At 68.8% G+C, this 24749-nt stretch carries 27 protein-coding genes and 1 tRNA gene; 9 read left to right on the top strand and 19 right to left on the bottom strand.

Features of this window, described 5'->3' with window-relative positions; all coding sequences use genetic code 11:
- On the bottom strand, positions 1-1125 hold the full coding sequence (locus MW290_RS28315) for a DNA topoisomerase IB (RefSeq protein ID WP_250197694.1): 1125 nt from the start codon (positions 1123-1125) through the stop codon (positions 1-3).
- Between the two features lie 215 nt (positions 1126-1340).
- Here MW290_RS28315 and rpoN point away from each other — a divergent pair, with 215 nt between their 5' ends.
- Positions 1341-2777: an RNA polymerase factor sigma-54 gene (gene rpoN / locus MW290_RS28310; RefSeq protein ID WP_250197693.1), complete on the top strand. Its 1437-nt coding sequence runs from the start codon at positions 1341-1343 to the stop codon at positions 2775-2777.
- Between the two features lie 81 nt (positions 2778-2858).
- Here rpoN and MW290_RS28305 read toward each other — a convergent pair whose 3' ends face one another.
- From MW290_RS28305 to ispB, 8 genes are all read right to left on the bottom strand, one after another.
- On the bottom strand, positions 2859-3068 hold the full coding sequence (locus tag MW290_RS28305) for a DNA gyrase inhibitor YacG (RefSeq protein ID WP_250197692.1): 210 nt from the start codon (positions 3066-3068) through the stop codon (positions 2859-2861).
- On the bottom strand, positions 3065-3820 hold the full coding sequence (gene zapD, locus MW290_RS28300) for a cell division protein ZapD (RefSeq protein ID WP_250197691.1): 756 nt from the start codon (positions 3818-3820) through the stop codon (positions 3065-3067). The genes MW290_RS28305 and zapD overlap by 4 nt, the downstream gene beginning before the upstream one ends.
- Before the next feature lie 27 nt (positions 3821-3847).
- Positions 3848-4462: a dephospho-CoA kinase gene (coaE, locus tag MW290_RS28295; RefSeq protein ID WP_250197690.1), complete on the bottom strand. Its 615-nt coding sequence runs from the start codon at positions 4460-4462 to the stop codon at positions 3848-3850.
- Positions 4463-4469: 7 nt separating this feature from the next.
- Complete coding sequence (locus MW290_RS28290) at positions 4470-5402, bottom strand: prepilin peptidase (RefSeq protein ID WP_250200123.1); 933 nt, start codon at positions 5400-5402, stop codon at positions 4470-4472.
- Between the two features lie 7 nt (positions 5403-5409).
- Positions 5410-6630 carry a type II secretion system F family protein gene (locus MW290_RS28285; protein WP_250197689.1) on the bottom strand — a complete coding sequence of 407 codons (1221 nt, stop codon included), beginning with the start codon at positions 6628-6630 and terminating at the stop codon, positions 5410-5412.
- Between the two features lie 20 nt (positions 6631-6650).
- Positions 6651-8375 carry a type IV-A pilus assembly ATPase PilB gene (pilB, locus tag MW290_RS28280; protein WP_250200122.1) on the bottom strand — a complete coding sequence of 575 codons (1725 nt, stop codon included), beginning with the start codon at positions 8373-8375 and terminating at the stop codon, positions 6651-6653.
- 154 nt (positions 8376-8529) lie between these two features.
- Positions 8530-8606 (bottom strand) — tRNA-Pro (locus MW290_RS28275).
- A 26-nt stretch (positions 8607-8632) separates the two neighbouring features.
- Positions 8633-9574, bottom strand: coding sequence for an octaprenyl diphosphate synthase (gene ispB, locus MW290_RS28270; RefSeq protein WP_250200121.1), 942 nt, complete (start codon positions 9572-9574; stop codon positions 8633-8635).
- A 230-nt stretch (positions 9575-9804) separates the two neighbouring features.
- On the opposite strand from ispB, the gene rplU reads away from it, so the two are divergent.
- The 4 genes from rplU (at position 9805) to proB (ending at position 12672) form a co-directional block, all read left to right on the top strand.
- Complete coding sequence (gene rplU, locus MW290_RS28265; RefSeq protein WP_250197688.1) at positions 9805-10116, top strand: 50S ribosomal protein L21; 312 nt, start codon at positions 9805-9807, stop codon at positions 10114-10116.
- A gap of 29 nt (positions 10117-10145) precedes the next feature.
- Positions 10146-10403, top strand: a complete 258-nt coding sequence (gene rpmA, locus MW290_RS28260; protein ID WP_250197687.1) for a 50S ribosomal protein L27 — start codon at positions 10146-10148, stop codon at positions 10401-10403.
- A gap of 87 nt (positions 10404-10490) precedes the next feature.
- Complete coding sequence (gene cgtA, locus MW290_RS28255; RefSeq protein WP_250197686.1) at positions 10491-11561, top strand: Obg family GTPase CgtA; 1071 nt, start codon at positions 10491-10493, stop codon at positions 11559-11561.
- A complete protein-coding gene (gene proB / locus MW290_RS28250; RefSeq protein ID WP_250197685.1) occupies positions 11554-12672 on the top strand; it encodes a glutamate 5-kinase in 1119 nt (372 codons plus the stop codon). Before cgtA ends, proB begins: the two co-directional genes overlap by 8 nt.
- A 141-nt stretch (positions 12673-12813) precedes the next feature.
- On the opposite strand, the gene MW290_RS28245 is transcribed toward proB, so the two are convergent.
- Complete coding sequence (locus tag MW290_RS28245) at positions 12814-13407, bottom strand: RNA pyrophosphohydrolase (RefSeq protein WP_250197684.1); 594 nt, start codon at positions 13405-13407, stop codon at positions 12814-12816.
- 140 nt (positions 13408-13547) lie between these two features.
- Between MW290_RS28245 and MW290_RS28240 the strand changes: the two genes are divergently transcribed.
- Genes MW290_RS28240 through MW290_RS28230 form a run of 3 tightly spaced genes read left to right on the top strand, consistent with a single transcriptional unit; the run spans position 13548 to position 17031 of the window.
- Positions 13548-15311 (top strand): proline--tRNA ligase, encoded by a 1764-nt coding sequence (locus MW290_RS28240; RefSeq protein WP_250197683.1) that lies wholly within the window; start codon positions 13548-13550, stop codon positions 15309-15311.
- A complete protein-coding gene (locus MW290_RS28235; RefSeq protein WP_250197682.1) occupies positions 15308-16405 on the top strand; it encodes a DUF418 domain-containing protein in 1098 nt (365 codons plus the stop codon). Before MW290_RS28240 ends, MW290_RS28235 begins: the two co-directional genes overlap by 4 nt.
- Entirely contained in the window at positions 16402-17031 is a 630-nt protein-coding gene (locus MW290_RS28230; RefSeq protein WP_375142872.1) for a lytic transglycosylase domain-containing protein, read from the top strand. The genes MW290_RS28235 and MW290_RS28230 overlap by 4 nt, the downstream gene beginning before the upstream one ends.
- Positions 17032-17041: 10 nt before the next feature.
- Here MW290_RS28230 and MW290_RS28225 read toward each other — a convergent pair whose 3' ends face one another.
- The 6 genes from MW290_RS28225 to hemA form a co-directional block, all read right to left on the bottom strand.
- Entirely contained in the window at positions 17042-17629 is a 588-nt protein-coding gene (locus MW290_RS28225; protein WP_250197681.1) for a UbiX family flavin prenyltransferase, read from the bottom strand.
- Positions 17629-17946 (bottom strand): Grx4 family monothiol glutaredoxin, encoded by a 318-nt coding sequence (gene grxD, locus MW290_RS28220; protein WP_250197680.1) that lies wholly within the window; start codon positions 17944-17946, stop codon positions 17629-17631. Before grxD ends, MW290_RS28225 begins: the two co-directional genes overlap by 1 nt.
- A 99-nt stretch (positions 17947-18045) precedes the next feature.
- Complete coding sequence (locus MW290_RS28215; RefSeq protein ID WP_250197679.1) at positions 18046-18630, bottom strand: hypothetical protein; 585 nt, start codon at positions 18628-18630, stop codon at positions 18046-18048.
- A 94-nt stretch (positions 18631-18724) separates the two neighbouring features.
- Complete coding sequence (gene prmC / locus MW290_RS28210) at positions 18725-19594, bottom strand: peptide chain release factor N(5)-glutamine methyltransferase (RefSeq protein ID WP_250197678.1); 870 nt, start codon at positions 19592-19594, stop codon at positions 18725-18727.
- The gene (prfA, locus tag MW290_RS28205; protein WP_250197677.1) at positions 19587-20681 is read right to left on the bottom strand and encodes a peptide chain release factor 1; all 1095 of its coding nucleotides are present in this window, start codon (positions 20679-20681) and stop codon (positions 19587-19589) included. Before prfA ends, prmC begins: the two co-directional genes overlap by 8 nt.
- A 139-nt stretch (positions 20682-20820) precedes the next feature.
- Positions 20821-22122: a glutamyl-tRNA reductase gene (gene hemA, locus MW290_RS28200; protein ID WP_250197676.1), complete on the bottom strand. Its 1302-nt coding sequence runs from the start codon at positions 22120-22122 to the stop codon at positions 20821-20823.
- A gap of 78 nt (positions 22123-22200) precedes the next feature.
- Here hemA and MW290_RS28195 point away from each other — a divergent pair, with 78 nt between their 5' ends.
- The gene (locus MW290_RS28195) at positions 22201-22482 is read left to right on the top strand and encodes a hypothetical protein (RefSeq protein ID WP_250197675.1); all 282 of its coding nucleotides are present in this window, start codon (positions 22201-22203) and stop codon (positions 22480-22482) included.
- 91 nt (positions 22483-22573) lie between these two features.
- Here MW290_RS28195 and miaB read toward each other — a convergent pair whose 3' ends face one another.
- From miaB to MW290_RS28180, 3 genes are all read right to left on the bottom strand, one after another.
- Positions 22574-23923, bottom strand: coding sequence for a tRNA (N6-isopentenyl adenosine(37)-C2)-methylthiotransferase MiaB (gene miaB / locus MW290_RS28190; protein ID WP_250197674.1), 1350 nt, complete (start codon positions 23921-23923; stop codon positions 22574-22576).
- Entirely contained in the window at positions 23920-24303 is a 384-nt protein-coding gene (locus MW290_RS28185) for a hypothetical protein (protein ID WP_250197673.1), read from the bottom strand. Before MW290_RS28185 ends, miaB begins: the two co-directional genes overlap by 4 nt.
- Positions 24304-24392: 89 nt before the next feature.
- The gene (locus tag MW290_RS28180; protein ID WP_250197672.1) at positions 24393-24719 is read right to left on the bottom strand and encodes a hypothetical protein; all 327 of its coding nucleotides are present in this window, start codon (positions 24717-24719) and stop codon (positions 24393-24395) included.
- Positions 24720-24749: the final 30 nt, after the last annotated feature.

Raw genomic sequence — 24749 nt, 5'->3', positions numbered from 1 at the left:
TTATGGAGCGCTGGCACTCTGGCCCGTGCGCGCTCGTCGTGAGCCGGCCCTTTTGGCTGCCAGGGAACGCGCCAGCAGCGCGGTGGGCTGTTCCAGCGCCTGCTGCTCGGCCGCCATCAGCGCGAGCAGGCTTCGCTCGCGTGCCAGCAGGCCGCGGCCGCCACGCTGGCGCGCGCGGCACAGATCGGCCAGGTTGCCACGCTCGAAGCTGCTGAGCACCGCATGGTGCACGTACGACTTGCGGCACACGGCAATGGTGTGGCCCAGGTGGGCCGCCACCTCGCCGATCACCTGCTTGGTCAGCACCCGCAGCTCGCGCACAGTGCCGGGTCGGTCGCAGGGCAGCAGGCGCTCCAGCGCCAGCGCGCTGGCATGCCAGGTGCGGAAGTCCTTGGCGCTGAAGTCTTCGCCTGCGATCTCGCGCAGGTAGCCGTTGACGTCGGACGAGTCGATGCCGTGCACCTGGCCCTCTTCATCGAGGTAGCGGAACAGCGACTGCCCCGGCAGCGACTGGCAGCGGCGCACGATGCGGGCCAGCCTGGCGTCTTCCACCGCCACCTCCTGCGCCACGCCGCTCTTGCCGCGGAAGTTGAGCTTGAGCACGCTGCCCTTGACCGCGGCATGCCGGCGGCGCAGCGTGGTCAGACCGAAGGAGCCGTTCTGCCGGGCGTATTCGTCGTTGCCGATGCGCAGGTAGGTGGTGTCGAGCAGGCGCACCAGTGCCGCCAGCACCTTGCTGCGCGGCAGGCCCGGCTGGCCCAGGTCACGTTCCACCCGGCGGCGGATGGCGGGCAGCACCGCGCCGAACTGCTGCAGCCGCTCGAACTTGCTTTGCCCCTGGTGCGCATGCCACAGCGCGTGGTAGCGGTACTGCTTGCGGCCCTTCGCGTCGCGGCCGCTGGCCTGCAGGTGGCCATTGGGCTTGGGGCAGATCCACACATCGGTGTAAGCGGGCGGTATGGCCAGCGAGCGGATGCGCTGCAGCTGCCGCTCGTCCTTCACCGGCCGGCCCTGCTGATCGAGGTAGCCGAAGTGCTTGCCGCGCGTGATGCGGCGCCAGCCGGGGCTGTCGTCGCTGACGTAGACCAGGGCAGGTGGCAGCTCTTCGGGGGTGGTGGTGGACATGGCGCGGTGGGCAAGTGGCGCCGTCTGTCTGCAGCCGCCGTGCCTGCCACGCGGGCTGCCTGCATTTTTTCGGCGGCAACGGTCTGTGAGCTGTCGTGATCAGGCGTGAAAACACTGTCGGATCACACCTACATCAAGCGCCCGCATCGGCCTAGGCGCGGCGCGGGGGGGCGCCGCGACACTGTTTCTAACGCCTACCGGCCCCAGGAGATTGCATGACCGCCGCACTGCACATGCGCATCGAGCGCCGCCAAACCCAGACCGTCACGCCCCGCCTCCAGCACGCGGTGCGCCTGCTCCAGCTGTCGTCGCTGGATTTCGCGCAGGAAGTGCAGCAGGCGGTCGATGGCAACCCTTTCCTCGAAGAAGAAAACGAAGACCTCTCCACCCCCAGCGCCGAGGCTGAAGACCACGGCGATGTGGACGTGTCCGCCGACCCGTGGGAAGCCCAGGCCTGGACGATGTCGGCCGGCGGCGGCCATGGCCCTGCGTCCGACGGCGACATCTCGCTGATCGACCTGGTGCCGCAAAGCGTGTCGCTCCGCCAGCACCTTCACACCCAGCTCAACGTGATGCCGTTGAACGAGCGCGACCGCGTGCTGGCCGCGATGCTGGTGGAATCGCTGGACGACGATGGCTACCTGCGGCAGCCGCTGGACGAGCTGTGTGCGATGGCCGAGCTGGAGCCCGCCACCACCATCGACGAGATCCGCGTCGCCCTGGCCCGGGTGCAGGCGCTGGACCCGCTGGGCATCGGTGCCCGCGACCTGGCCGAGTGCCTGCAACTGCAGACGGTGCTGATCGAGGACGAGCGCCAGCGCGCACTGGCCCGCAAGGTGCTGGCCCAGCCGCTGCAGCGCATGGCCATGCGCGAGTTTCACAAGCTGGCAGCGCTGGTCGATTCGACGCCGGCCGAGGTGGAGGCTGCATGCGACCGCATCCGCCAGTTCGACCCGCGCCCAGGCTCGCGCTTCGATGCTTCGCGTACGCCGTATGTGACGCCCGATGTCATCGTGCGCCGAGGTCGCGGCAACAACTGGATCACCACGCTCAACCCCGAGGTGGTGCCGCGTGTGCGCCTGAACCGCCTGTATGCCGACCTGTTCCAGCGCCACCGCGACACCGGCCAGACCGACCTGGCCGCCCACCTGCGCGAAGCGCGCTGGACGCTGCGCAACGTGGAGCAGCGCTTCGCGACCATCCTGGACGTGGCCAATGCCATCGTGCGCCACCAGCGGCACTTCTTCGAATACGGCCCGATGGCGATGAAGCCGCTGGCGCTGCGCGACATCGCGCAGGAAGTGGGCCTGCACGAATCCACCGTCTGCCGCGTGACCAACAACAAGTACATGGCCACGCCGTCCGGCGTGTTCGAGCTGAAGTACTTCTTCTCGCGCTCGCTGCCCACGCACAGCGGTGGTCAGGCCTCCACCACCGCCATCCGCGGCGTCATCCGTGAGCTGATCGAGGAAGAGGCGCCGAACGAGCCGCTGTCGGACGTGCAGCTGGCCGCGATGCTCAAGCGCCAGGGCTTTCACGTGGCGCGCCGCACCGTCACCAAGTACCGCCAGCAGCTCAAGCTGCCCGCGGTGGAAATGCGCCGTCAGCGGCCGACGCCGACCGTGTCGGCTGGCCTGGAGGCGCGGGTCTGATGTTCGCCCCCAAGCTCGCAGGGCTCGCGCCCCCCCAAGGGGGATCTCAGTCCCTTCGGGCGGCCCGGCGGGACTGAAACCCTAGAACTCGTCGCGCCGGCGCGTGCCCTCGGGCGCCGCCGGCGTTTCTGCGTCCGGGTCCTGCGATTCGGCGGGCAGCCGGTAGCGGCCCTCGGCCCAGGCGCCCAGGTCGGCGGTGCGGCAGCGCTCGCTGCAGAAGGGGCGCCACTTGTTCTCGGGCGCGTACAGGCTGGGCCCGCCACAGGCAGGGCATTTCACCGTGCGGGTCATGCGCAGAGCGTCAGTTCGAAGCTGCAGTCCTCGGCCACCGGGCGCAGGCGGCCTTCTTCATCGTGGCGCATCAGCCGCACCGACACCATCAGCCGGTGGCCGGTGATCTCGGGCACCAGCTCGGGGTCGGCCGGCAGCCGCACCCGCAGCAGGTGGTAGGTCTTGCCTTGCGGCAGGCTGCGCTGGAACTGGCCGCCGGTGGCCACCACCTTGTGCGGCACGCCGCTGTCGCGCAGCAGGCCCAGCAGCACATGCAGCGCATCGGCCAGCGGCCGCATGGTGTCGATCCAGCCGATCAGGTCGGCGCGGCGGCGCGCCGGCTCATGCTGCTGCCAGGCGTGGTAGGCGGGCAGGTCGAATTCGCAGGTGCCCCCGGGAATGCCGATGCGGCTGCGGATGCTCATCAGCCACTCGTTGCCGTTGAGCTGGTGGCCGGCCTTGCCGTCCATGCCGTTCAGGCCGTTGAAGGCGTGGTCCAGCCGCCCGGTGACGACGTCGAGCGCCGCTTCCGAGATGGCGGGGTTGCCGCGGTAGCTTTCCAGCAGCGCGCGGTGGCGGTCCAGCTCCTTGAGCAGGTCGGACTTCAGGTCGGCGCGCGAGGCGACGTCCATGATCTCGAACAGCGTGGCCAGCGCGAAGTGGTGGTCCACCGTGGCGTCGCGCGACACCAGCTGGCCGAGCCTGTTGAACAGGTGCTCCAGGCGCAGCATCGTGCGGATGCCTTCGTTGAACGGGTATTCGTAGAGAACCAAGATGCAGGCCGGTGAATAGGGCTCTGCTTATTGTTTCACACGGTCCGCGCCCCAGGCCTGCCACAGGCGCTGTACCTGGGTATCGAGCTGTTCCAGGGTCAGCCCTTCATTGAAGATCACGGCATCGGCGATGGCCCGCCGCGCCGCCCGCGTGGCCTGTTGGGCCACCACACGCTGCACGGTTTCTTCGGCCCAGCCCGAGCGGCGCATCACCCGCGCCACCTGCGTGGCCTCGCGGCAGTCCACCACCAGCACCTTGTGCACACGCTCGCGCCAGTGGGCCGATTCGGTCAGCAGCGGCACGTCGAAGACGATGGGCCGTTCGCCCGCGTCTTCGGCCTGCCGCATCGTCTCGGCGCCGATCATCGGGTGCAGGATGGCTTCCAGCCGCTGGCGCATGGCCGGGTCGGCGAACACTTGCTGGCGCATGTGGTCGCGGTCCAGCGCGCCATCGGCGCCGATGGCCTGCGGCCCGAAGGCGGCCGCGATGGCCGGCAACGCCGCACCGCCCACGGCGGTGAGCGCACGCGAGATCGCATCGGTGTCCACCAGCACCGCGCCGCGAGCCACCAGTTGCGCAGCCACGGTGCTCTTGCCGCTGCCGATGCCGCCGGTCAGGCCGATGCGCAGGGGGTGCGACATCGAACAGTCAGTTCCAGCCGATCCAGCCGAGCACCGTCGGGGTACCGGCCAGCATCACCACCAACCCGGCACCGGCCAGGAAGGGGCCGAAGGGCACGTAGCGGCCTTCGCGCAGCGAGGCGCGCAGCTTCATGCCGATGCCCACTACCGCGCCGATCACCGACGACATCAGCAGGATGGGCACGATGGCCTGCCAGCCCAGCCAGGCGCCCAGCGCGGCCAGCAGCTTGAAGTCGCCATAACCCATGCCTTCCTTGCCGGTGGTGAGCTTGAACAGCCAGTACACCGACCACAGCGACAGGTAGCCCGCCACGGCGCCCCACAGCGCGGTGGACAGCGGCAGCGTCAGCCCCAGCCCCGCGGCCACCAGGCCGGCCCACAGCAGCGGCAGGTTCAGCGCGTCGGGCAGCACCGTGGTGTCCCAGTCGATGGCGGCCAGTGCCACCAGCACGGCGGCCACCGCGCACCACAGCAGCGTCACCGGCTGCGCACCGAAACGCCAGCCGATGGCGGCGAACAGCGCCGCCGTCGCCACTTCGATCAGCGGGTAGCGCGCCGAGATGCGGCTGCCGCAGGCCGCGCAGCGGCCCTTCAGGCGCAGCCAGCCCAGCAACGGCAGGTTCTCGTGCCAGCGAATGGCATGGCCGCAGGAAGGGCAGCGTGAGCGCGGCGTGGCGATGCCCAGGTGGGGCAGGGCCTCCAGGCCGCTGGTCAGCGCCTTGGCGGTGCGCTGCTGCGGCTCGGGCGGCTCGCCCTTGGCAGCGAACACGCGGCGCCAGGAGTCGGCATCGCCCAGCTGGTGCGACACGTCGGCCCACCACTGCCGCTCGATGATGAGCGGCAGCCGGTGGATGACGACGTTGAGGAAGCTGCCGATGCACAGGCCCAGCAGGGCCAGGACCCAGGGCGACAGCAGGAGGTCGAGCGGAAGATCGGCCAGCACTTGTCTAGACGACCGAGCCGAGCTTGAAGATGGGCAGGTACATCGACACCACGATACCGCCGATCAGCGTACCCAGGATGACGATGATGAACGGCTCCATCAGGCTGGACAGGCCCTTGACCATCTCGTCGACCTCGTCCTCGTAGAACTCGGCCGCCTTGCCCAGCATGTGGTCCAGCGAGCCGGATTCTTCGCCGATGGAGGCCATCTGCAGCACCATGGTCGGGAACACTCCGGTGGCCTGCATCGCATTGGTCAGTGCAGAGCCGGTGGACACGTCCTTCTGGATCTTCTCGGTGGCCTCGGCGTACACCGCATTGCCGGCGGCCCCGCCCACCGAGTCGAGCGCCTCCACCAGCGGCACGCCGGCCGCGAACATGGTGGACAGCGTGCGCGTCCAGCGGGCGATCACGCTCTTGTTGATCAGGTCGCCGAACACCGGGATGCGCAGCAGCAACCGGTCCATGGCCATCTGCATCTTCTCGCTGCGGCGCCAGCTCTGCATGAAGAAGTAGCCGCCGCCGAACATCACGCCGAAGATGAGCCACCAGTACGAGACGAAGAACTCCGACATCGCGATCACCGCCAGCGTGGGCGCCGGCAGGTCAGCGCCGAAGGAGCTGAACACGTCCTTGAAGGCCGGGATCACGAACAGCATGATCACCGTCAGCACGATGAAGGCCACCACCATCACCGCCACCGGGTACATCAGCGCCGACTTGATCTTGGACTTCAGCGCGAGGGTCTTCTCCTCGTACAGCGCCAGCCGCTCCAGCAGCTGCTCCAGGATGCCGCCGGCCTCGCCGGCTTCCACCAGGTTGGCATACAGCGCATTGAAGTACAGCGGATGCTTGCGGAACGCGGCCGACAGGCTGGTGCCGGTCTCCACGTCGGAGCGCACGTCGTTCAGCAGCCGGGTGAGCTTGGGGTTGGAGCTGCCACGCCCGACGATGTCGAAGGCCTGCAGCAGCGGCACGCCCGCCTTCATCATCGTGGCCAGCTGGCGGGTGAAGATCGCGATGTCCTTCTGCTTGATGGCCTTGCCACCCGACATCCGGCGCTTCTTCACCTTGGTGATCATCACGCCCTGGCGGCGCAGCGTGGCGCTCACGGCCGCCTCGCCGCCCGAGCGCATCTCACCACGCACGGTCTTGCCGTTCTTGTCCTTGCCTTCCCACTCGAAGACGAACTCTTTGATGTTCTTCGCGGCCGCAGCAGTCGCCATTCCAGACTTTCTCTGAACGTCTATTCGTTGGTGACCGTGATCACCTCTTCCAGCGTCGTCACCCCGGCCCGCACCTTCACCAGGCCGGCCTGCCGCAGGTCACGGACACCTTCCAGCTGCGCCTGCTTGGCGATGTCCAGTGCCGTGCCTTCGGCCAGGATGATGCGTTGGATCGCTTCGGTGATCGGCATCACCTGGTACAGCCCGACGCGGCCCTTGTAGCCGTTGTTGCAGGCCGAGCAGCCGATCGCCCGGTACGGCTTCCAGGTGCCATCGAGGTCTTCGTCACGAAAGCCCGCGCGCTTGAGTGCGTCTCGCGGATATTCGGCGGGTGCCTTGCAGTTCTCGCACAGCCGCCGCGCCAGCCGCTGCGCGGTGATGATCAGCACGCTGGAGGCGATGTTGAACGGCGCCACGCCCATGTTGAGCAGCCGCGTCAGCGTGGTGGGCGCGTCATTGGTGTGCAGCGTCGACATCACCAGGTGGCCGGTCTGCGCGGCCTTGATCGCGATGTCGGCGGTTTCCAGGTCGCGGATCTCGCCCACCATGATGATGTCCGGGTCCTGCCGCAGGAAGGACTTCAGCGCCACCGAGAAGGTCATGCCGGCCTTCTCGTTCACGTTCACCTGGTTGATGCCGGGCAGGTTGATTTCCGCCGGATCTTCCACCGTGGCGATGTTGACGCCCGGCTGGTTCAGCAGGTTCAGGCAGGTGTAGAGCGACACCGTCTTGCCCGAGCCGGTGGGGCCGGTGACCAGGATCATCCCGTAGGGCCGCTGGATGGCGTGCAGCAGCCGTTCCTTCTCGATCTTCTCGTAGCCCAGCGCCTCGATGCCCAGCTTGGCCGAGGACGGGTCCAGGATCCGGATCACGATCTTCTCGCCGAACAGCGTGGGCAGGGTGCTGACGCGGAAGTCGATCGCCTTGTTGCCGAACTTCAGCTTCATGCGGCCGTCCTGCGGCACGCGTTTTTCGGAGATGTCGAGCCGGCTGATCACCTTGATGCGCGAGGCCAGCTTGTCCTTGATGGCCACCGGCGGCTGCGTGATCTCGCGCAGCTCGCCGTCGATGCGGAAGCGCACGCGGTAGTGGTATTCGTAGGGCTCGAAGTGCAGGTCGGAGGCGCGCGCGTTGATCGCGTCGATCAGCATCTTCTGCAGGAAGCGCACCACCGGCGCGTCCTCCACCTCCGACACCACCTCGTTGGCCGTGTCCTCGGCCGCCGCGTCGTCGCTGACGTCGAAGTCGAAGTCGCCGCCGGCCAGGCTGTCCAGCGCCTCGTTGACGCTGGCGCCCTGGGCTTCCAGCAGCGCGCCCAGCTTGTCGTACTCCACCAGCACCCACTCGGGCGACAGCTGGGTGGCGAACTTGATGCGCTCGATCGCTTCCTGGTCGGTGGGGTCGGCCCCGCCGATGAACAGGCGATTGCCCCGCCGGCCCAGCACCACCACCTGGTACTGCGTGGCCAGCTTGCCGTCGATCACGTTGCGCGGCAGGCGCTCGGCATCCACCGACTTGAGGTCGAGCAGCGGCACCGCCAGCGCATTGGACAAGGTGTGCGCCAGGTCCGACGCCGAGACGGCGTTGGCCGCGATCAGCGCCGAGACGAAGCTGATGCGCCGCTCACGCGCCTGCGCGGCGAGTGCCTCGGCCTGGCGCGGCTGCAGGCGGCCCGCATGCACCAGCACGCGGGCGACTCCGGACAGGCTCGATTGGGCAGTGTCAGCGACGGTGTCCACAGGCAGCTTATGACTTCGGCCCGCAGTGTAAGACCCGCCGACAAAGCCAAGACGCGGAACTGACCGGGCTTTCGGGCCAGAAGGGGCACGAGGGGACCATGGGGCGGGCCATGAAGCGGGCAAGAAAAAAGCCGCATTGCTGCGGCTTTTTCTCGTGTCCTGGTCGGGGTGAGAGGATTCGAACCTCCGGCCTCTACGTCCCGAACGTAGCGCTCTACCAGGCTAAGCTACACCCCGATTTGTTTTTGTTGTGCTCAACTTTGCTAGTAAGAGCGATCAACTGACTGAACGCATAAGTCTAGCAGGGCTTCTTTGAATTGGGAAGGGGGTATCGCCTTCAAACATGCACGGGCCTTGTCGGCCTCCAGTCGCGCGGCGTCGCGCGTGGCTTCCAGCGCGCCGGTGCGGCGCACGATGCCGACGATCTCGTCCAGGCGTTCCACTTCACCTTGCTCGATGGCGTGGCGGATCAGTTGGCGCTCTTCTTCGGTGCCACGCTCCATCGCCACCAGCAGCGGCAGCGTCGGCTTGCCTTCGCGCAGGTCGTCGCCCACGTTCTTGCCCAGCTCGGCGGTGGCGCCCTGGTAGTCCAGCAGGTCGTCGACCAGCTGGAAGGCGGTGCCCAGCGAGCGGCCGTAGTCGGCGCACAGGTCTTCCACCTCGCGCGGGGCATTGGCCAGCACCGCGCCCAGGCGGGCGCTGGCCTCGAACAGCTTGGCCGTCTTGTAGCGGATGACGCGCAGGTAGTCGTCCACCGCCAGGTCGGGGTCGTGCATGTTCATCAGCTGCAGCACCTCGCCCTCGGCGATCACGTTGGTGGCGTCGGCCAGCACGTCCAGCACGCGCATGCGGTCGACCGACACCATCAGCTGGAAGGCGCGCGAGTACAGGAAGTCGCCGACCAGCACGCTCGCGGCGTTGCCGAACATGGCGTTGGCCGTCTGGCGGCCGCGGCGCAGCGATGATTCATCGACCACGTCGTCGTGCAGCAGGGTGGCGGTGTGGATGAACTCCACCGTGGCGGCCAGCGTGAAGCGCTCCGGCCCGGCAAAGCCCAGGGCATTGGCGAACAGCAGCACCAGCCGCGGACGGATGCGCTTGCCGCCCGCACTGACGATGTAGTGCGAGATCTGGTTGATCAGCACCACGTCCGACCGCAGATGCTGCTGGATGGCGGCGTCCACTGCCTGCATCTCGATCGCCATCGGGTCGACGGCGAGAGGGGTGGAGGGGGCAGGCGAAGTCACGTTGGCGTAGGGGGGAGTGGACGACATTGGGTAGCCCGCGATTATAGGAACAACCCGGAACCCACCCGCCCGGCCGGCCATCGGCTGCTTGCCAAGACCTGAGCTGCTGCTACAATGCCGGGTTCCGCGCGCTGGAGTGGCCGCAAAGGGCTGCCGTTTGAGCGGTGCGGATGATTGAAAGGGTTGACATGTACGCGGTCATAAAAACCGGTGGCAAGCAATACAAGGTTGCTGCCGGCGAGAAGATCAAGGTAGAACAGATTGCTGCGGACGTTGGCCAGGAAATCGTGATCGACCAAGTGCTCGCCGTCGGCAACGGCGCTGAGCTCACGGTGGGCACGCCCCTGGTTGCCGGCGCCAGCGTGAAGGCCACCGTCGTGGCGCAAGGCAAGCACGACAAGGTTCGCATCTTCAAGATGCGCCGTCGCAAGCACTATCAAAAGCACGGTGGTCATCGTCAGACCTACACCGAGCTCGAGATCGGCGCTGTGACGCTCTGATGTCGTTGCAATTCAGGAGCATTTGAACCATGGCACAGAAAAAAGGCGGCGGTTCCACCCGGAACGGCCGCGACTCCAAACCGAAGATGCTGGGCGTGAAGGCCTTTGGCGGCCAAGCCGTCTCGGCTGGCTCGATCATCGTGCGTCAGCGTGGCACCAAGTTCCACGCCGGCACCAACGTCGGCATCGGCAAGGACCACACGCTGTTCGCGCTGGTCGATGGCAAGGTGTCGTTCGCCGTCAAGGGCGAGCTGAACCGCCAGACGGTGTTCATCACGCCGCTGTGATGCCTCGGCTGCCCAGGCAGCCGGCACAACCGTGAGGCCCCGGCTTGCCGGGGCCTTTGTCTTTTTTGCTTCTAACATCTCCCGACCATGAAGTTCGTTGACGAAGCCACCATTGATGCAGCCGCCGGCAACGGCGGTGCCGGCTGCGCGAGCTTCCGGCGAGAGAAGTTCATCCCCTTCGGCGGCCCCGACGGCGGCGACGGCGGACGCGGCGGCAGCGTGTACGCGGTGGCTGACCGCAACCTCAACACGCTGATCGACTACCGCTACGCGCGTCGGCACGAGGCAAAGAACGGCGAAGCAGGCCGCGGCTCCGACCAGTTCGGCGCGGCGGCCGACGACATCGTGCTGCGCATGCCGGTGGGCACCATCATCACCGACATCGAGAAGAACGAAGTCATCGCCGAGCTGCTGGTACCCGGCGAGCCGGTGCTGATCTGCAAGGGCGGCGACGGTGGCTTCGGCAACCTGCACTTCAAGAGCAGCACCAACCGCGCACCGCGGCAGAAGACCCCCGGCTGGCCCGGTGAGGCCAAGAAGCTGAAGCTGGAGCTGCGCGTGCTGGCCGACGTCGGCTTGCTGGGCATGCCCAACGCCGGCAAGAGCACGCTGATCGCCGCCATCTCCAATGCGCGGCCCAAGATCGCCGACTATCCGTTCACCACGCTGCACCCCAACCTGGGCGTGGTGCGGGTGGCGCCTGAAAAGAGCTTCGTCGTGGCCGACGTGCCTGGCCTGATCGAAGGCGCGGCCGATGGCGCCGGTCTGGGCCACCGCTTCCTGCGCCACCTGCAGCGCACCCGCCTGCTGCTGCATCTGGTGGACATGGCCCCGTTCGACGAGGCGGTGGACCCGGTGGCGCAGGCCAAGGGCATCATCAAGGAGCTCAAGCGCTACGACGAGGAGCTGCACGACAAGCCGCGCTGGCTGGTGCTCAACAAGCTGGACATGGTGCCGGCGGAAGAGCGCGCCGCCCGCGTGAAGGACTTCGTCAAACGCATGAAGTGGAAGGGCCCGGTCTTCGAGATCTCGGCACTCACGCGTGAAGGCCTGGAGCCGCTGATCCACGCGGTGTACGAGCACGTGGCCGCCGAGAAGAACCCGCCCATGCCCGATCCCGATCCGCGCTTCGACACGCCGGCCGCGCAAGATGAATGACGAACTGAAGACCGCCCGGCGCATCGTCGTCAAGGTCGGCTCCAGCCTGGTGACCAACGAAGGCCGCGGCGTCGATGCCGAGGCCATCGGCAACTGGTGCCGCCAGCTGGCCGCGCTGGCCGAAGGTGGCCGTGAGGTGGTGATGGTGTCCAGCGGCGCCATCGCCGAAGGCATGAAGCGCCTGGGCTGGACCACCCGGCCCAAGGAGCTGCACGAGCTGCAGGCCGCCGCCGCCGTCGGCCAGATGGGCCTGGCCCAGATGTACGAGAGCAAGCTGTCGGAGCATGGCATGGGCAGCGCCCAGGTGCTGCTGACGCATGCCGACCTGGCCGACCGCGAGCGCTACCTCAACGCCCGTTCCACGCTGCTGACGCTGCTGGGCCTGAAGGTCATCCCGGTCATCAACGAGAACGACACCGTCGTCAACGACGAGATCAAGTTCGGCGACAACGACACCCTGGGCGCCCTGGTGGCCAACCTGGTGGAGGCCGATGCGCTGGTGATCCTGACCGACCAGCGGGGCCTGTACACCGCCGACCCGCGCAGCAACCCCGACGCCCGCTTCGTGGACGTGGCGCAGGCCGGCGACCCCGACCTGGAGCGCATGGCCGGCGGCGCCGGTTCCAGCATCGGCCGCGGCGGCATGATCACCAAGATCCTGGCGGCCAAGCGGGCGGCGCGCAGCGGTGCCAGCACCGTGATCGCCTGGGGCCGTGAGGCCGACGTGCTGCTGCGCCTTGTGGAGGGAGAAGCCATCGGCACGCTGCTGGTGGCCAGCACCGCCAAGCGTGCGGCCCGCAAGCAGTGGATGGCCGACCACCTGCAGCTGCGCGGCGCGGTGGTGGTGGACGCCGGCGCGGCGCAGGCGCTGCTGGGCGACGGCAAGAGCCTGCTGCCCATCGGCATGAGCGAGGTGCAGGGCGAGTTCCACCGCGGCGACGTGATCGCGGTGCGCACGCAGGAAGGGCGCGAGATCGCCCGCGGCCTGGCCAACTACTCCAGCGCCGAGGCGCGGCTCATCCTGCGCAAGCCCTCATCGCAGATCGAGGGCTTGCTGGGCTACATGAACGAGCCCGAGATGATCCACCGCACGAACCTGGTCTTGAACTGAGGCCCCCAAGCTCGCTGGCGCTCGCGCCCCCAGGCCCTTGCAAGAGGGCCCTGCGGACCCTTGGGGAGCGTTCGGCCTTGGGGCGGCCCGGCGGCCGAACTGAGCACACCGCCCGCGACTTGCACGGGCGGCGTTGCTAGGCTATTCGGACGTGGTTGCCGCTGGCGGCACGCCACCGTCCAGCGACAACGCAGAGCGTTGCGCGCCTTCCTCCTGCCGGTGCGGCCGCATGCCCGAGCGCAGGTAGCGGTTGTGGTGGTTGGGCCGCGGCAGGAAGCGGGCGAGCTCGGTCAGCGCCATCTGGTAGACGTCGCGCTTGAACTCGATCACCACGTCCAGCGGCACCCAGTACTCGTTCCAGCGCCAGGCGTCGAACTCGGGGTGGTCGGTGGCCCGCAGGTTCATGTCGCTGTCGCGCCCCATCAGCCGCAGCAGGAACCAGATCTGTTTCTGGCCGCGGTAATGGCCCCGGGCATCGCGTCGGATGTAGTGCTCAGGCACCTCGTAGCGAAGCCAGTCGCGGGTGCGCGCCAGTATCCTCACCTGCTCCGGGAGCAGCCCCACTTCCTCGTGAAGCTCGCGGAACATGGCTTGCTCGGGCGTTTCACCATGCTTGATGCCACCCTGGGGGAACTGCCAGGAGTGCGTCCGCAGGCGCTTGCCCCAGAAAACCTGGTTCCGGGCATTGAGCAGGATGATGCCGACGTTGGGCCTGAAGCCTTCACGGTCGAGCATAATCAGACCTCGAATCTATAAGTTGAAATCATTATTGCACCGGGCCGGTGCGGCATGCGATGTCTCGCTTTCCCGCATCACTCGCGCCCTGGTCAATGGCAGCGCGCCCTGCGCAAGCCTTGCACGATTCAGACCCTCCCATGAAAAGCAGCCAGTTCTTCATTTCCACGCTGAAGGAAGCGCCCGCGGACGCCGAGATCGTCAGCCACAAGCTCATGCTTCGCGCGGGCTTCATCAAGCGGCTGGGCGCCGGCATCTACAACTACATGCCGATGGGCCTGCGGGTGATCCGCAAGGTCGAGGCCATCATCCGCGAGGAGATGAACCGCGCCGGTGCCGTGGAGCTGCTGATGCCCGTGGTGCAGCCGGCCGAGCTGTGGCAGGAAACCGGCCGCTTCGACAAGATGGGGCCTGAGCTGCTGCGGGTCAAGGATCGGCATGAGCGTGACTTCATCATCCAGCCCACCAGCGAAGAGGTGGTGACCGACATCGCCCGCCAGGAGCTGCGCAGCTACAAGCAGCTGCCGAAAAATTTCTACCACATCCAGACCAAGTTCCGCGACGAGCGCCGGCCGCGTTTCGGCGTGATGCGTGGGCGTGAGTTCACGATGAAGGATGCCTATTCCTTCGACCGCGATGTGGCATCGGCCGGCAAGAGCTACGACACGATGTACGCCGCCTACTGCGCGGTGTTCGACCGCCTGGGCCTGCAGTACCGTGCCGTGGCCGCCGACACCGGCGCCATCGGCGGCGACCGCTCGCACGAGTTCCAGGTGATCGCCGAGACCGGCGAAGACGCCATCGTCTACTGCCCCACCAGCAGCTACGCCGCCAACATCGAGCTGGCCGAGTCGGTGCCGCTGATCGCCCAGCGTGTCGCGCCCGCCCAGGGCCTGGAAAAGACACCCACGCCCGGCAAGTCCACCTGCGAAGACGTGGCCGCGCTGCTGAACCTGCCGCTGCAGCGCACCGTCAAGTCGCTGGTGCTGGCCACCGAAGAGCGTAACGAGGCGGGCGACATCACCAAGGTGACGGTGTGGCTGCTGCTGGTGCGTGGCGACCATGCGCTGAACGAGGTGAAGGCCGGCAAGCTGGTGGGCCTGAAGGGCGGCTACCGCTTTGCCACCGTGGCCGAGATCGAAGAGCACTTCGGCTGCAAGCCGGGCTACCTGGGTCCCATCGGCCTGAAGAAGCCGGTCAAGGTGATCGCCGACCGCACGGTGGCGAACATGAGCGACTTCGTCTGCGGTGCGAACGAGGCCGACTTCCACTTCACCGGCGTGAACTGGGGCCGCGACCTGCCCGAGCCCGACGAGGTGGCCGACATCCGCAATGCGCAGGCCGGCGATCCGTCGCCCGACGGCCAGGGCGTGCTGGCCATCCAGCGCGGCATCGAGGTGGGCCACGTGTTCTACCTCGGCACCAAGTACTCCAAGGCCATGAACGCCACCTTCCTCGATGAAGGCGGCAAGCCGCAGTTCTTCGAGATGGGCTGCTACGGCATCGGCGTCACCCGCATCCTGGGCGCCGCCATCGAGCAAAGCCACGACGAGCGCGGCATCGTCTGGCCCGACAGCATCGCCCCGTTCACCGTGGTGATCTGCCCGATCGGCTACGACCGCAGCGCCGAGGTCAAGGCCGCCGCCGACCAATTGCACGACCAGCTGCAGGCACAGGGCGTGGACGTGATGCTGGACGACCGCGGCGAGCGGCCCGGCGCCATGTTCGCCGACTGGGAGCTGATCGGCGTGCCGCACCGCGTGGTGCTGTCCGACCGCGGCCTGAAGGAAGGCACGGTCGAGTACCAGGGCCGCCGCGATGCCGCTGCCACCAAGGTGGCCGTGGCCGAGGTGCTGGCACACCTGCAAGCACGCTTGAGCAGCGGCCCGGCAGCCAGCGCGTGAAGCCGCTGCCCCCGCGCCGCGAACCGCTGCTCGACGCGCTGCGGGCGCTGGCGATGGTGGGCGTGCTGGTGGTCAATGCCATCTCCTACACCGTCGCGCCCTGGGGCGCGCCGCTGGGCGAGGCCGATCCGCCCGGCGTGGCCGCGCTCGGCCTGCAGGCCCTGACGGCGCTGCTGCTGCACGGCAAGGCCTATCCGCTGCTGGCCTTTCTGTTCGGCGCCGGCCTGGTGCTGGCGGGCAGCCGTCAGCGTACGCCGCAGGCCCAGCGCCGCCGGCTGTGGCGCCTGCTGGCCCTGGGCGTGCTGCACGGCGCGCTGGTGTATGCCGGCGACATCCTCACGATGTATGCGCTGACCGCCTTCCTGGTGGTGGCCCATGTGCACGAGCGCGCTTCCCGGTTGCTCACGCGGCTGCTGCGCGCCTGCGGTTGGGCGCTGGCGGCCATCGGCCTCAGCCTGGCGCTGACGCTGTGGACCGGCGGCAGCGCCGAGGCCGACCCTTCCGAAGGTTTTGGCGCCACCGCGGACTGGCCCGACCAGCTGTGGCTGAACGCCAATGCCTACGTCATCCTGCAGGCGCTGGGCGCGGTGTTCTTCCTGCCGGTGCTGCGGGCCGCGATGCTGGCCGGCATGCTGGCGGCGCGGCTGCGGCTGCTGACACACCCGCGCTGGCATGCCGCCTGGCGGCGCTGGATCTGGCGCCTGCTGCCGCCGGGCCTGCTGATCAACGCCGCCTATGCGCTGAGCGTGGTGGACGCCAGCGCCCGGCATGACGGCAACCTCTCGTTGTGGATGGCGGTGGCGCCGGGCATCGGCTGGCTGCTCACCGCGCCGCTGGTGGGGCTGGCAGCGCTGCACGCGCGTCGCTGGCCGCGTTGGCTGGCGCCGATGGGGCAGCGCACGCTCAGCCTGTACCTGCTGCATTCCGTGTTGTGCCTGCTGCTGTTCAGCGGAGCCGGCCTGGGCTGGCCGCTGCCCACCGCGGCAGCCTGGGCGTGGGCCGCTGGTCTGTGGCTGGCTTGGTGGCTGGCCTCGCAGGCGATGGCGGCGCGCGGCTGGCGCGGCCCGGCCGAAGCCTGGATGGCGCGCCGATGAGCAGCGATCTGAACCGCCGGCAGTGCCTGCTGGCCGCGGGTGCGCTGTGGCTGCCGATGGGAAGCGCCAGAGCCGGCGCGCAGGCCGAGGAGCCGTTGGCCAACTCCGTGCGGTCGGCCATGTCGGCCGCCATCGCCGCCGATGCACCGCCCAAGCCCGCCTTTGCCACCGTCGAGGCGCGCTTGGCCTACCTGCGCTGGCTGGGCGCGATGAGCGACCGGCTGCAGCGCCAGAAGAGCGAGCGCCTGACGCGGCTGGAATTCCTGGAGACCACCTGGTACGAGAGCACCCGCGCCGGGCTGGAGCCGGCCCTGGTGCTGGGCGTGGTGCAGGTGGAAAGCAACTTCCGCAAGTACGCCATCAGCTCGGCCGGCGCGCGTGGCTACATGCAGGTGATGCCGTTCTGGTCGCGGCTGATCGGCGATGGCGACCCGAGCCGCCTGTTCCACATGCAGACCAACCTGCGCTTCGGCTGCGTGATCCTGCGCCACTACCTCGACATCGAGCGTGGCGACCTGTTCATGGCGCTGGGCCGCTACAACGGCAGCCGCGGCCGGGCGGAATACCCCAATGCGGTGTTCGCGGCGCGGCGCCGCTGGCAGTTCACGCCGCCCAGTGCGGCTTAGGCGCGGGCTGCTACAGCCCGTTCCATTCGCGCGGCTTTGCCGCGTCCAGGCCCAGCAGCGCGAGAGAACGCTCCACCGTCTCGTCCACCAGTTCGTCGATGGTGGTGGGCCGGTGGTAGAAGGCCGGCAGCGGCGGGAACACGATCGCGCCCATCTCGGTGGCGGCCGTCATGTTGCGCAGATGGGCCAGGTTGAAGGGCGTCTCGCGCACCATCAGCAGCAGGCGGCGGCGTTCCTTCAGCGTCACGTCGGCGGCGCGGGTGAGCAGGTTGTCGCCAAAGCCGTGGGCAATGGCGGCCAGCGTCTTCATCGAGCAGGGCGTCACTGCCATCGCCGCGGTGTCGAAGCTGCCGCTGGCGATGCAGGCGCCCACGTCGCCAGGGGCATGGGCGGCGGTGGCCAAGTCTTCCAGTGCGCGCCGGTCCAGGCCCATCTCGTGGTGCACGTTGAGCACGCCGGCCGGCGTGACCACCAGATGCGTCTCGATGCCCAGGCTGCGCGCGCGCTGCAGCAGCCGCACGCCGTAGACGGCGCCGCTGGCGCCGGTGATGCCGACCACCAGCCGCGGCGGGCGGCCGGAGGTGGCCGGGGTGCTCATCAGGCGGAGGCGGTCAGGGCCTGTTGCAGTTCACCGCTCTGGTACATCTCCATCATGATGTCCGAGCCGCCGATGAACTCGCCATTGACGTAGAGCTGCGGGATGGTCGGCCAGTTGGCGTATTCCTTGATGCCCTGGCGCACCTGCTCGTCTTCCAGCACGTTGACGGTGGTCAGGTCGGTGACGCCGCAGGCCTTGAGGATCTGGATGGCGCGGCCGGAGAAGCCGCACATCGGGAACTGGGACGTGCCCTTCATGAAAAGCACGACGCGGTGGCCTTTGACGAGGCTGTCGATGCGTTGTTGGACGTCGCTCATGGTGTGGATTCCGCAAAAGGCAGTTGGTCTTTCGAACCCGCGGTTATACGGCATCGCGCCGCCTGCTGCCGGGGGCGGCGGGCAAGCCCATGCGTGGGGTCAGAACGAGTAGGACACGCCCAGCTGCAGCACCGGCATCAGGCGCAGCTCGCGCGCCACGTCGTCGACGCTGGGCGACAGCGCGCGGCTCACGCGCAGACCACCCCCCAGCGCCATCAGGCCCAGGTCGGCGGTGAAGCCCCAGCCGCCGCGCACCGACAGGCCGGTGTAGCCCACGCCCAAGTAGGGCACGGTGCCGGCGGAGGCATCGCCGCTGGCGTCCAGCGTGCTGCGGGTGAAGGAGAGGCCGCCCGCCGACGGCATGGCCGTGGCGCTGAGGGCGGCGCTGCGGCTGCCCAGCAGCAGGCCGCTGGTGGCCCGGAAGCCGCCGGCCAGCCGGCTGGCGTCGAAGCCGGTGCCGGCGAAGTAGTAGTCGCCCAGCACCTGGGCGCCCTGCGCGCGCGGCAGGCTGGCCAGCGACAGGTCGGCCCGGGTGGTGGGTCCGATGACGCCGACGCGGGCATGCCAGCGCGGCCAGGCCTGTTCGGTGTCGGTGACGCGCAAGCCCTCACCGGCGGCGGCTGCGGTGGCGGCAGTCGCCATCAGCAGCGCCAGGCTGTGTTGCAGAGGGATGTTTCGACGCATCGCATGCTCCCGTGCCGGCCCGAAGTGAGCTGATGCTACTGCCGCCACACGCGCTTGTGCACGCGGATCAAGCGATGCAAAGCAGTGTGTTGTTTCAGCCCAGGTGTCGGCCGCCGGTGCAGCGCGCATGGCCTGCCAGATCGTGCCGGTGCGCGATGTCGTGGAAGCCGGCGGCGGCCAGCAGCGTGGCCACCTGCGCGGCCTGGTCGTACCCATGCTCCAGCAGCAGCCAGCCGCCCGGCTGCAGGCGGGTCGGCGCGCCGGCCACGATGGTGCGGATGGCGTCCAGTCCGTCGCCTTCGGGTGTCAGCGCCATGCGCGGCTCATGCCGCAAAGCGGGCAGGTGGGGGTCGTCCCCGGCGATGTAGGGCGGGTTGCTGAGCACCAGGTCGAAGCGGCCCTCGGGTGCGCCCTGCCACCAGTTGCCGGCGTGCCATTGCACCGGCAGGGCCAGGCGCCGGCCATTGGCCCGGGCCACCTCCAGCGCGGCGGCGCTGGCGTCCAGCGCATGCACCTCGGCCGCCGGCCAGGCGTGTTGCACCGCCAGCGCGATGGCGCCGGACCCGGTGCCCAGGTCGATCACGCGCGGCGCCGGCAGCATGGCCGGGCGCACGGCCAGGCAGTCCAGGGCCCAGGTCACCAGCGTCTCGGTGTCCGGGCGCGGGTCCAGCACGTCGGGCGTCACCTGCAGCATCAGGCCGTGAAACTCGTGCTGGCCGGTCAGGTAGGCCAGCGGCACCGCGTCGGCCCGGGCCCGGCAGTCGGCGCTGAAGGCGGCGTCCACCGCCGCGGGCAGCAGGTCGGTGTCATGCGTCAGCAGCCAGGTGCGCGGCTGGCCCAGCCGGTGGGCCAGCAGCAGCTGGGCGTCCAGCCGGTCCAGGCCCAGCGCGCGGGCGTCGGCCAGTGCCTGGGCGACGGTGCGGGCCGCGGGCGGCGTGATGCGGGGCGTGGCAGGCTCAGCCATGGCCGGCCTGGCCGCTCTCCAGCGCGGCCAGCTGTTCGGCGGCCTGGGCGGCCTGCAGCGCGGCGATCACGTCGTCCAGGTCGCCGTCCATCACCGAGCCCAGCTTGTACAGCGTGAGGTTGATGCGGTGGTCGGTGATGCGGCCCTGCGGGAAGTTGTAGGTGCGGATGCGGTCGGAGCGGTCGCCGGTGCCCACCAGGCTCTTGCGGGTGGCGGCCTCCTTGGCGGCGCGCTCGCCCTGTTCCTTGTCGCGCAGGCGCGCGGCCAGCACCGCCATGGCCTTGGCCTTGTTGCGGTGCTGCGAGCGGTCGTCCTGGCATTCGGCCACCAGGCCGGTGGGCAGGTGGGTGATGCGGATCGCGCTGTCGGTCTTGTTGATGTGCTGGCCGCCGGCGCCGCTGGCGCGGAAGGTGTCGATGCGCAGGTCGGCCGGGTTGAGCTGCACCTCTTCGGCCTCATCGGGCTCGGGCATCACCGCCACGGTGCAGGCGCTGGTGTGGATGCGGCCCTGGCTTTCGGTCACCGGCACCCGCTGCACGCGGTGGCCGCCCGACTCGAATTTGAGCCGCTCGTACACCCGCTCGCCCTCCACGCGGATGACCACTTCCTTGTAGCCGCCCAGCTCGGATTCGCTTTCGCTCATCAGCTCGGTGCGCAGGCCCTGGCGTTCGCACCAACGCAGGTACATGCGGGCCAGGTCGCCGGCGAACAGCGCCGATTCGTCGCCGCCGGTGCCGGCGCGGATTTCCAGGAAGGCATTGCGCGCGTCGTCGGGGTCGCGCGGCAGCAGGGCGGTCTGCAACTCGGTCAGCAGGCGCTCCAGGTCGGCCTGGGCGCCGGTGATCTCCTCGCGGGCCATCTCGGCCATCTCGGGGTCGGCCAGCATCTCGTGGGCGGCGGCCAGGTCACGCTCGCGCTGCTGGTACTGCTGGAAGCGGCCCACCACGCCGGCCACTTCGGCCTGCTCGCGCGAGAGGGCGCGGTAGCGCTTCATGTCGGCGGCCACCTGCGGGTCGGCCAGGTTGGCATCCAGCTCCGACAGGCGCATCACGAGGCGGTCGAGCGAGTGGCGCAGGGCGTCTTTCATCGGCGTTGGCGGGGGTACGGCGGCCTGCGGGCAGGCGGAGAAACGAAGGGGGTGAGGGCAGGTCGGGCCTGCCCGCCGGCTGGGGGCGGCAGCCACCCCTAAGGCGGGCCGCCAGGCCGGCGCGGTGCGGTGAGCGCCGCTAACGGCCGCCGGAGCTGCCCGGGGTGCGGCTGCTGTGCCGCAGGAAAAGGCGCGAGATGGTCTGCGCGGTATGTTCGCGCTGGTCGGTGTCCGACGCATGCAGCTCGGCCAGGGCGCCGTGCAGCATCTTCTGCGTGAGGCCGCGCGACAGCGCTTCCAGCACCGCTTCCACGTCTTCGCCGCGGGCCAGCAGCTTGCGGGCACGGGCCAGCTCGGCGGCGCGCCAGTCGTCGGCCTGGCGGTTCAGCGCCTGGATCAGCGGCACGCTGGCGCGCTGGTCCAGCCAGTGGGCAAAGCTCTGCACCCCGGCGTCGATGATCACCTCGGCCTGCTGCACCGCGGCCTGGCGCTTCTCGCCGGCCGTCTGCACCATGGTGCTGAGGTCGTCGACGGTGTAGAGGTACACGTCGTCCAGGCGTGCCACCTCGGGTTCGATGTCGCGCGGCACGGCCAGGTCGACCATGAACATCGGGCGGTGCTTGCGCTGCTTCAGCGCCCGCTCCACCGCGCCCAGTCCGATGATGGGCAGCGAACTGGCGGTGCAGGAGATCACCGCGTCGTACTCGTGCAGGCACTGGGGCAGGTCGGCCAGGCGCAGCGCCTGTGCGCCGAAGCGCGAGGCCAGCTTCTCGCCACGCTCCAGCGTGCGGTTGGCCAGGGCCATGGCCTTGGGCGTGCGGGCCGCGAAGTGCGTGGCTACCAGTTCGATCATCTCGCCGGCACCGACGAACAGCACGCGGATGTCTTTGAGGTCTTCGAACAGCTGGGCGGCCAGCCGCACCGAGGCGGCCGCCATGCTGATGGAATGCGAGCCGATCTCGGTGGAGCTGCGCACTTCCTTGGCCACCGAGAACGAGCGCTGGAACAGCTGGTGCAGCGTGGTGCCCAGGGTGCCGGCGGCATCGGCTTCGCGCACGGCCTGCTTCATCTGGCCCAGGATCTGCGGCTCGCCCAGCACCATGGAGTCGAGCCCCGAGGCCACGCGGAAGGCATGGCGCGCGGCGGCGCGGTGCTCTTCCACATAGGTATGCGACATCAGGTCGGCGCCGCTGACGCCGCCTTGCGCGGCCAGCCAGTCGATGGCTGGGCGCACCAGCTCGCGCACGCCGGTGGGCTCGGCGGCCACGTACAGCTCGGTGCGGTTGCAGGTGGACAGCAGCGCGGCTTCGGCGCCGCTGCGCTGCACGCGCTCACGGAATCCGCGCAGCGCAGGCGGCAGTTGCTCCGGCGTGAACGCAAACCGGCCGCGCAGGTCCAGCGGTGCCGTGTTGTGGTTCAGGCCGAGGGCAAACACGTTCATAGGTCCCGGATTATAAAATTCTGGCTCGCGCGGCGCGCTTGCGCTGCGTCAAGCCCCCCACGCCTTCTACCGCTGCCGATGGACTTTCTCGACGCCTTCTGGCAAGTGATGAACCTGTTTGCGCCCGCCCTGGGCGTGGGCCTGATCGCCGCGGGCGCCGCCAAGCTGCTCTGGCGGCGCGAACTGGGCCGGGTGAGCTACCTGCGCCTGGCATTGTGGGCCTTCGCTGCCGGCGCGGTGGTGCTGCTGGGCGGCTTGCTGCTGTTGGGGCAGGACGGCCGCATGGTCACGTACGGCACCATGGTGCTGGCCTGCGCGTTGGCATTGTGGTGGGCGGGATTTCTGCGGCCCGCCCGGTAGATGGTGCACCCGGCGCCACTGCGTGGCACCACCCTCCGAGAGGGTCCGAGGCCGCTTGGGAGCGGCCCGGCGCTGGCCTCGGAAGAGGGGTTCAGCCGGCGGTGACCACCTCGGCCCGCAGCGAGTGCGGGTAGGCCTCGGTGATGCGCACGTCGATCAGCTGCCCGGCCAGCCGCGCCGGGCCGGCGAAGTTGACGATGCGGTTGCACTCGGTGCGGCCCATCAGCTCGCTGGCGTCGCGGCGCGAAGGCCCTTCCACCAGGATGCGCTGCACCGTGCCCACGCGGCTGTCGCTGATGCGGCGCACGTTGGCTTCCAGCGCGGCCTGCAGCTGTTGCAGGCGCTGCAGCTTCACCGCATGCGGCGTGTCGTCGTGCAGCGCCGCGGCCGGCGTGCCCGGGCGGGCGCTGAAGATGAAGCTGAACGACGCGTCGTAGCCGATGTCTTCCACCAGCTTCATCGTCTTGGCGTGGTCTTCGTCCGTCTCGCCCGGAAAGCCCACGATGAAGTCGGTCGACAGGCTGATGTCGGGCCGGATCGCGCGCAGCTTGCGGATGGTGCTCTTGTACTCCAGCACCGTGTAGCCGCGCTTCATCGCGCCCAGGATGCGGTCGCTGCCATGCTGCACCGGCAGGTGCAGGTGGTTCACCAGCTGCGGCACGCGCGCATACACGTCGATCAGCCGCTGCGTGAACTCGTTGGGGTGGCTGGTGGTGTAGCGGATGCGCTCGATGCCGGGCATCTCGGCCACGTACTCGATCAGCATCGCGAAGTCGGCGATCTCGGCCGTCTCGCCCATGCGGCCGCGGTAGGCATTGACGTTCTGGCCCAGCAGCGTCACTTCCTTGACGCCTTGCGCCGCCAGCTCGGCCACTTCGGTGAGCACATCGTCGAAGGGGCGGCTCACCTCTTCGCCGCGGGTGTAGGGCACCACGCAGTAGCTGCAGTACTTGGAGCAGCCTTCCATGATGGAGACGAAGGCGGTGGCGCCCTCGGTGCGGGCGGGCGGCAGGTGGTCGAACTTCTCGATCTCGGGGAAGCTGATGTCCACCTGCGGCCGGCGCTCGCGGGTGCGGGCCTCGATCATCTGCGGCAGCCGGTGCAGCGTCTGCGGGCCGAACACCATGTCCACGTAGGGCGCGCGTTCGATGATGGCGGCGCCTTCCTGGCTGGCCACGCAGCCGCCGACGCCGATCAGCACGCCCTTGCTCTTGAGGTGCTTGACGCGGCCGAGGTCGCTGAACACCTTTTCCTGCGCCTTCTCGCGGATGGAGCAGGTGTTGAAGAGGATCAGGTCGGCCTCTTCCACGTCCTGCGTGGGCTCGTAGCCCTTGGCGGCCTGCAGCACGTCGGCCATCTTGTCCGAGTCGTACTCGTTCATCTGGCAGCCGAAGGTGCGGATGAACACCTTCTTCTTGGTGGCGGTGGTGCTGTCGGTCATGGCTTGGTCCAGGTTTGCGCGTCGGGGTTGAAGAACCAGGTGGCGAGCTGCTGCTCGTTCACCGGCCAGGGCTTCATCGCCCGTTCTTGGGAGGTGAGGATCCACACGTCCTTGACCATGCCCAGGCCGTCGCGGGTGTAGTTCACGACGTACTTGGGCCCGGCCAGACTGCCCGAGAGCTGGATCATGTTGTTGTCGCCGCGTATGCGCGCGCCCGGCGCCAGCGTGGCGGGCTGGCCGTTGAGCAGCACCTCGGGCGGCTGCGTGATCTGCAACTCGCCACGCAGGGCATTGCCAGGAAACTTGCGCTGCACCGCCTGGCCGAAGGCAGGCAGCGCCAGGGCCGCGGCCAGCAGGCCGACGGCAACACAGCGAGTCATGGTGTGGATCCAGGGGCTGTGCCGGCGGGCGGGATGCGCGCCGTGCGGGAAGCCTGGGATTATCGCAGGGTGATCGCCGGCCCATGTGTTCAATGAAGATCGTCGGGCCGCATGGCCTGGCGAGGAAGCTGGTCGGTACTGACCAGCCGGATGACGTCGATGTGAGACGCCTCTTCGACGTACCAGAAGAACCGCAGCTCGGTCTTGCCCACTCGTTTCCAGCGCAGCTCAGGGACGCCCAGCCACTGGCCGATGCGTCGAGAGCCAATGTCAGGCGCTTCGGAGATGGCCCGCAGGCACTCCTGCATCTCGTTGACCCGTATTGCGGCTGAGACCTCGCCAGTGGCACTGCGCCGGCAAGACACCTGGCGAACCATGTCTTTGATGGCAGATGGGCGGCGGTGTGTGGGCTTCATCCCCGCTTGGCGGCGGGCGAACGAGCCACC

Source organism: Aquincola tertiaricarbonis (assembly GCF_023573145.1).
GTDB lineage: Bacteria > Pseudomonadota > Gammaproteobacteria > Burkholderiales > Burkholderiaceae_C > Aquincola > Aquincola tertiaricarbonis_B.
Note: the sequence above shows the minus strand (reverse complement) of the source record. Positions and strands in the feature narration are given on the sequence as shown.

Bases quoted from the DNA above. Each gene is read 5' to 3' on its own strand.
- MW290_RS28315 (WP_250197694.1), bottom strand. From the start codon at position 1,125: ATGTCCACCACCACCCCCGAAGAGCTGCCACCTGCCCTGGTCTACGTC.
- rpoN (WP_250197693.1), top strand. From the start codon at position 1,341: ATGACCGCCGCACTGCACATGCGCATCGAGCGCCGCCAAACCCAGACC.
- MW290_RS28305 (WP_250197692.1), bottom strand. From the start codon at position 3,068: ATGACCCGCACGGTGAAATGCCCTGCCTGTGGCGGGCCCAGCCTGTAC.
- coaE (WP_250197690.1), bottom strand. From the start codon at position 4,462: ATGTCGCACCCCCTGCGCATCGGCCTGACCGGCGGCATCGGCAGCGGC.
- MW290_RS28285 (WP_250197689.1), bottom strand. From the start codon at position 6,630: ATGGCGACTGCTGCGGCCGCGAAGAACATCAAAGAGTTCGTCTTCGAG.
- ispB (WP_250200121.1), bottom strand. From the start codon at position 9,574: ATGGCGATCGAGATGCAGGCAGTGGACGCCGCCATCCAGCAGCATCTG.
- rplU (WP_250197688.1), top strand. From the start codon at position 9,805: ATGTACGCGGTCATAAAAACCGGTGGCAAGCAATACAAGGTTGCTGCC.
- rpmA (WP_250197687.1), top strand. From the start codon at position 10,146: ATGGCACAGAAAAAAGGCGGCGGTTCCACCCGGAACGGCCGCGACTCC.
- cgtA (WP_250197686.1), top strand. From the start codon at position 10,491: ATGAAGTTCGTTGACGAAGCCACCATTGATGCAGCCGCCGGCAACGGC.
- proB (WP_250197685.1), top strand. From the start codon at position 11,554: ATGAATGACGAACTGAAGACCGCCCGGCGCATCGTCGTCAAGGTCGGC.
- MW290_RS28245 (WP_250197684.1), bottom strand. From the start codon at position 13,407: ATGCTCGACCGTGAAGGCTTCAGGCCCAACGTCGGCATCATCCTGCTC.
- MW290_RS28240 (WP_250197683.1), top strand. From the start codon at position 13,548: ATGAAAAGCAGCCAGTTCTTCATTTCCACGCTGAAGGAAGCGCCCGCG.
- MW290_RS28230 (WP_375142872.1), top strand. From the start codon at position 16,402: ATGAGCAGCGATCTGAACCGCCGGCAGTGCCTGCTGGCCGCGGGTGCG.
- MW290_RS28225 (WP_250197681.1), bottom strand. From the start codon at position 17,629: ATGAGCACCCCGGCCACCTCCGGCCGCCCGCCGCGGCTGGTGGTCGGC.
- grxD (WP_250197680.1), bottom strand. From the start codon at position 17,946: ATGAGCGACGTCCAACAACGCATCGACAGCCTCGTCAAAGGCCACCGC.
- MW290_RS28215 (WP_250197679.1), bottom strand. From the start codon at position 18,630: ATGCGTCGAAACATCCCTCTGCAACACAGCCTGGCGCTGCTGATGGCG.
- prmC (WP_250197678.1), bottom strand. From the start codon at position 19,594: ATGGCTGAGCCTGCCACGCCCCGCATCACGCCGCCCGCGGCCCGCACC.
- prfA (WP_250197677.1), bottom strand. From the start codon at position 20,681: ATGAAAGACGCCCTGCGCCACTCGCTCGACCGCCTCGTGATGCGCCTG.
- hemA (WP_250197676.1), bottom strand. From the start codon at position 22,122: ATGAACGTGTTTGCCCTCGGCCTGAACCACAACACGGCACCGCTGGAC.
- MW290_RS28195 (WP_250197675.1), top strand. From the start codon at position 22,201: ATGGACTTTCTCGACGCCTTCTGGCAAGTGATGAACCTGTTTGCGCCC.
- miaB (WP_250197674.1), bottom strand. From the start codon at position 23,923: ATGACCGACAGCACCACCGCCACCAAGAAGAAGGTGTTCATCCGCACC.
- MW290_RS28185 (WP_250197673.1), bottom strand. From the start codon at position 24,303: ATGACTCGCTGTGTTGCCGTCGGCCTGCTGGCCGCGGCCCTGGCGCTG.
- MW290_RS28180 (WP_250197672.1), bottom strand. From the start codon at position 24,719: ATGAAGCCCACACACCGCCGCCCATCTGCCATCAAAGACATGGTTCGC.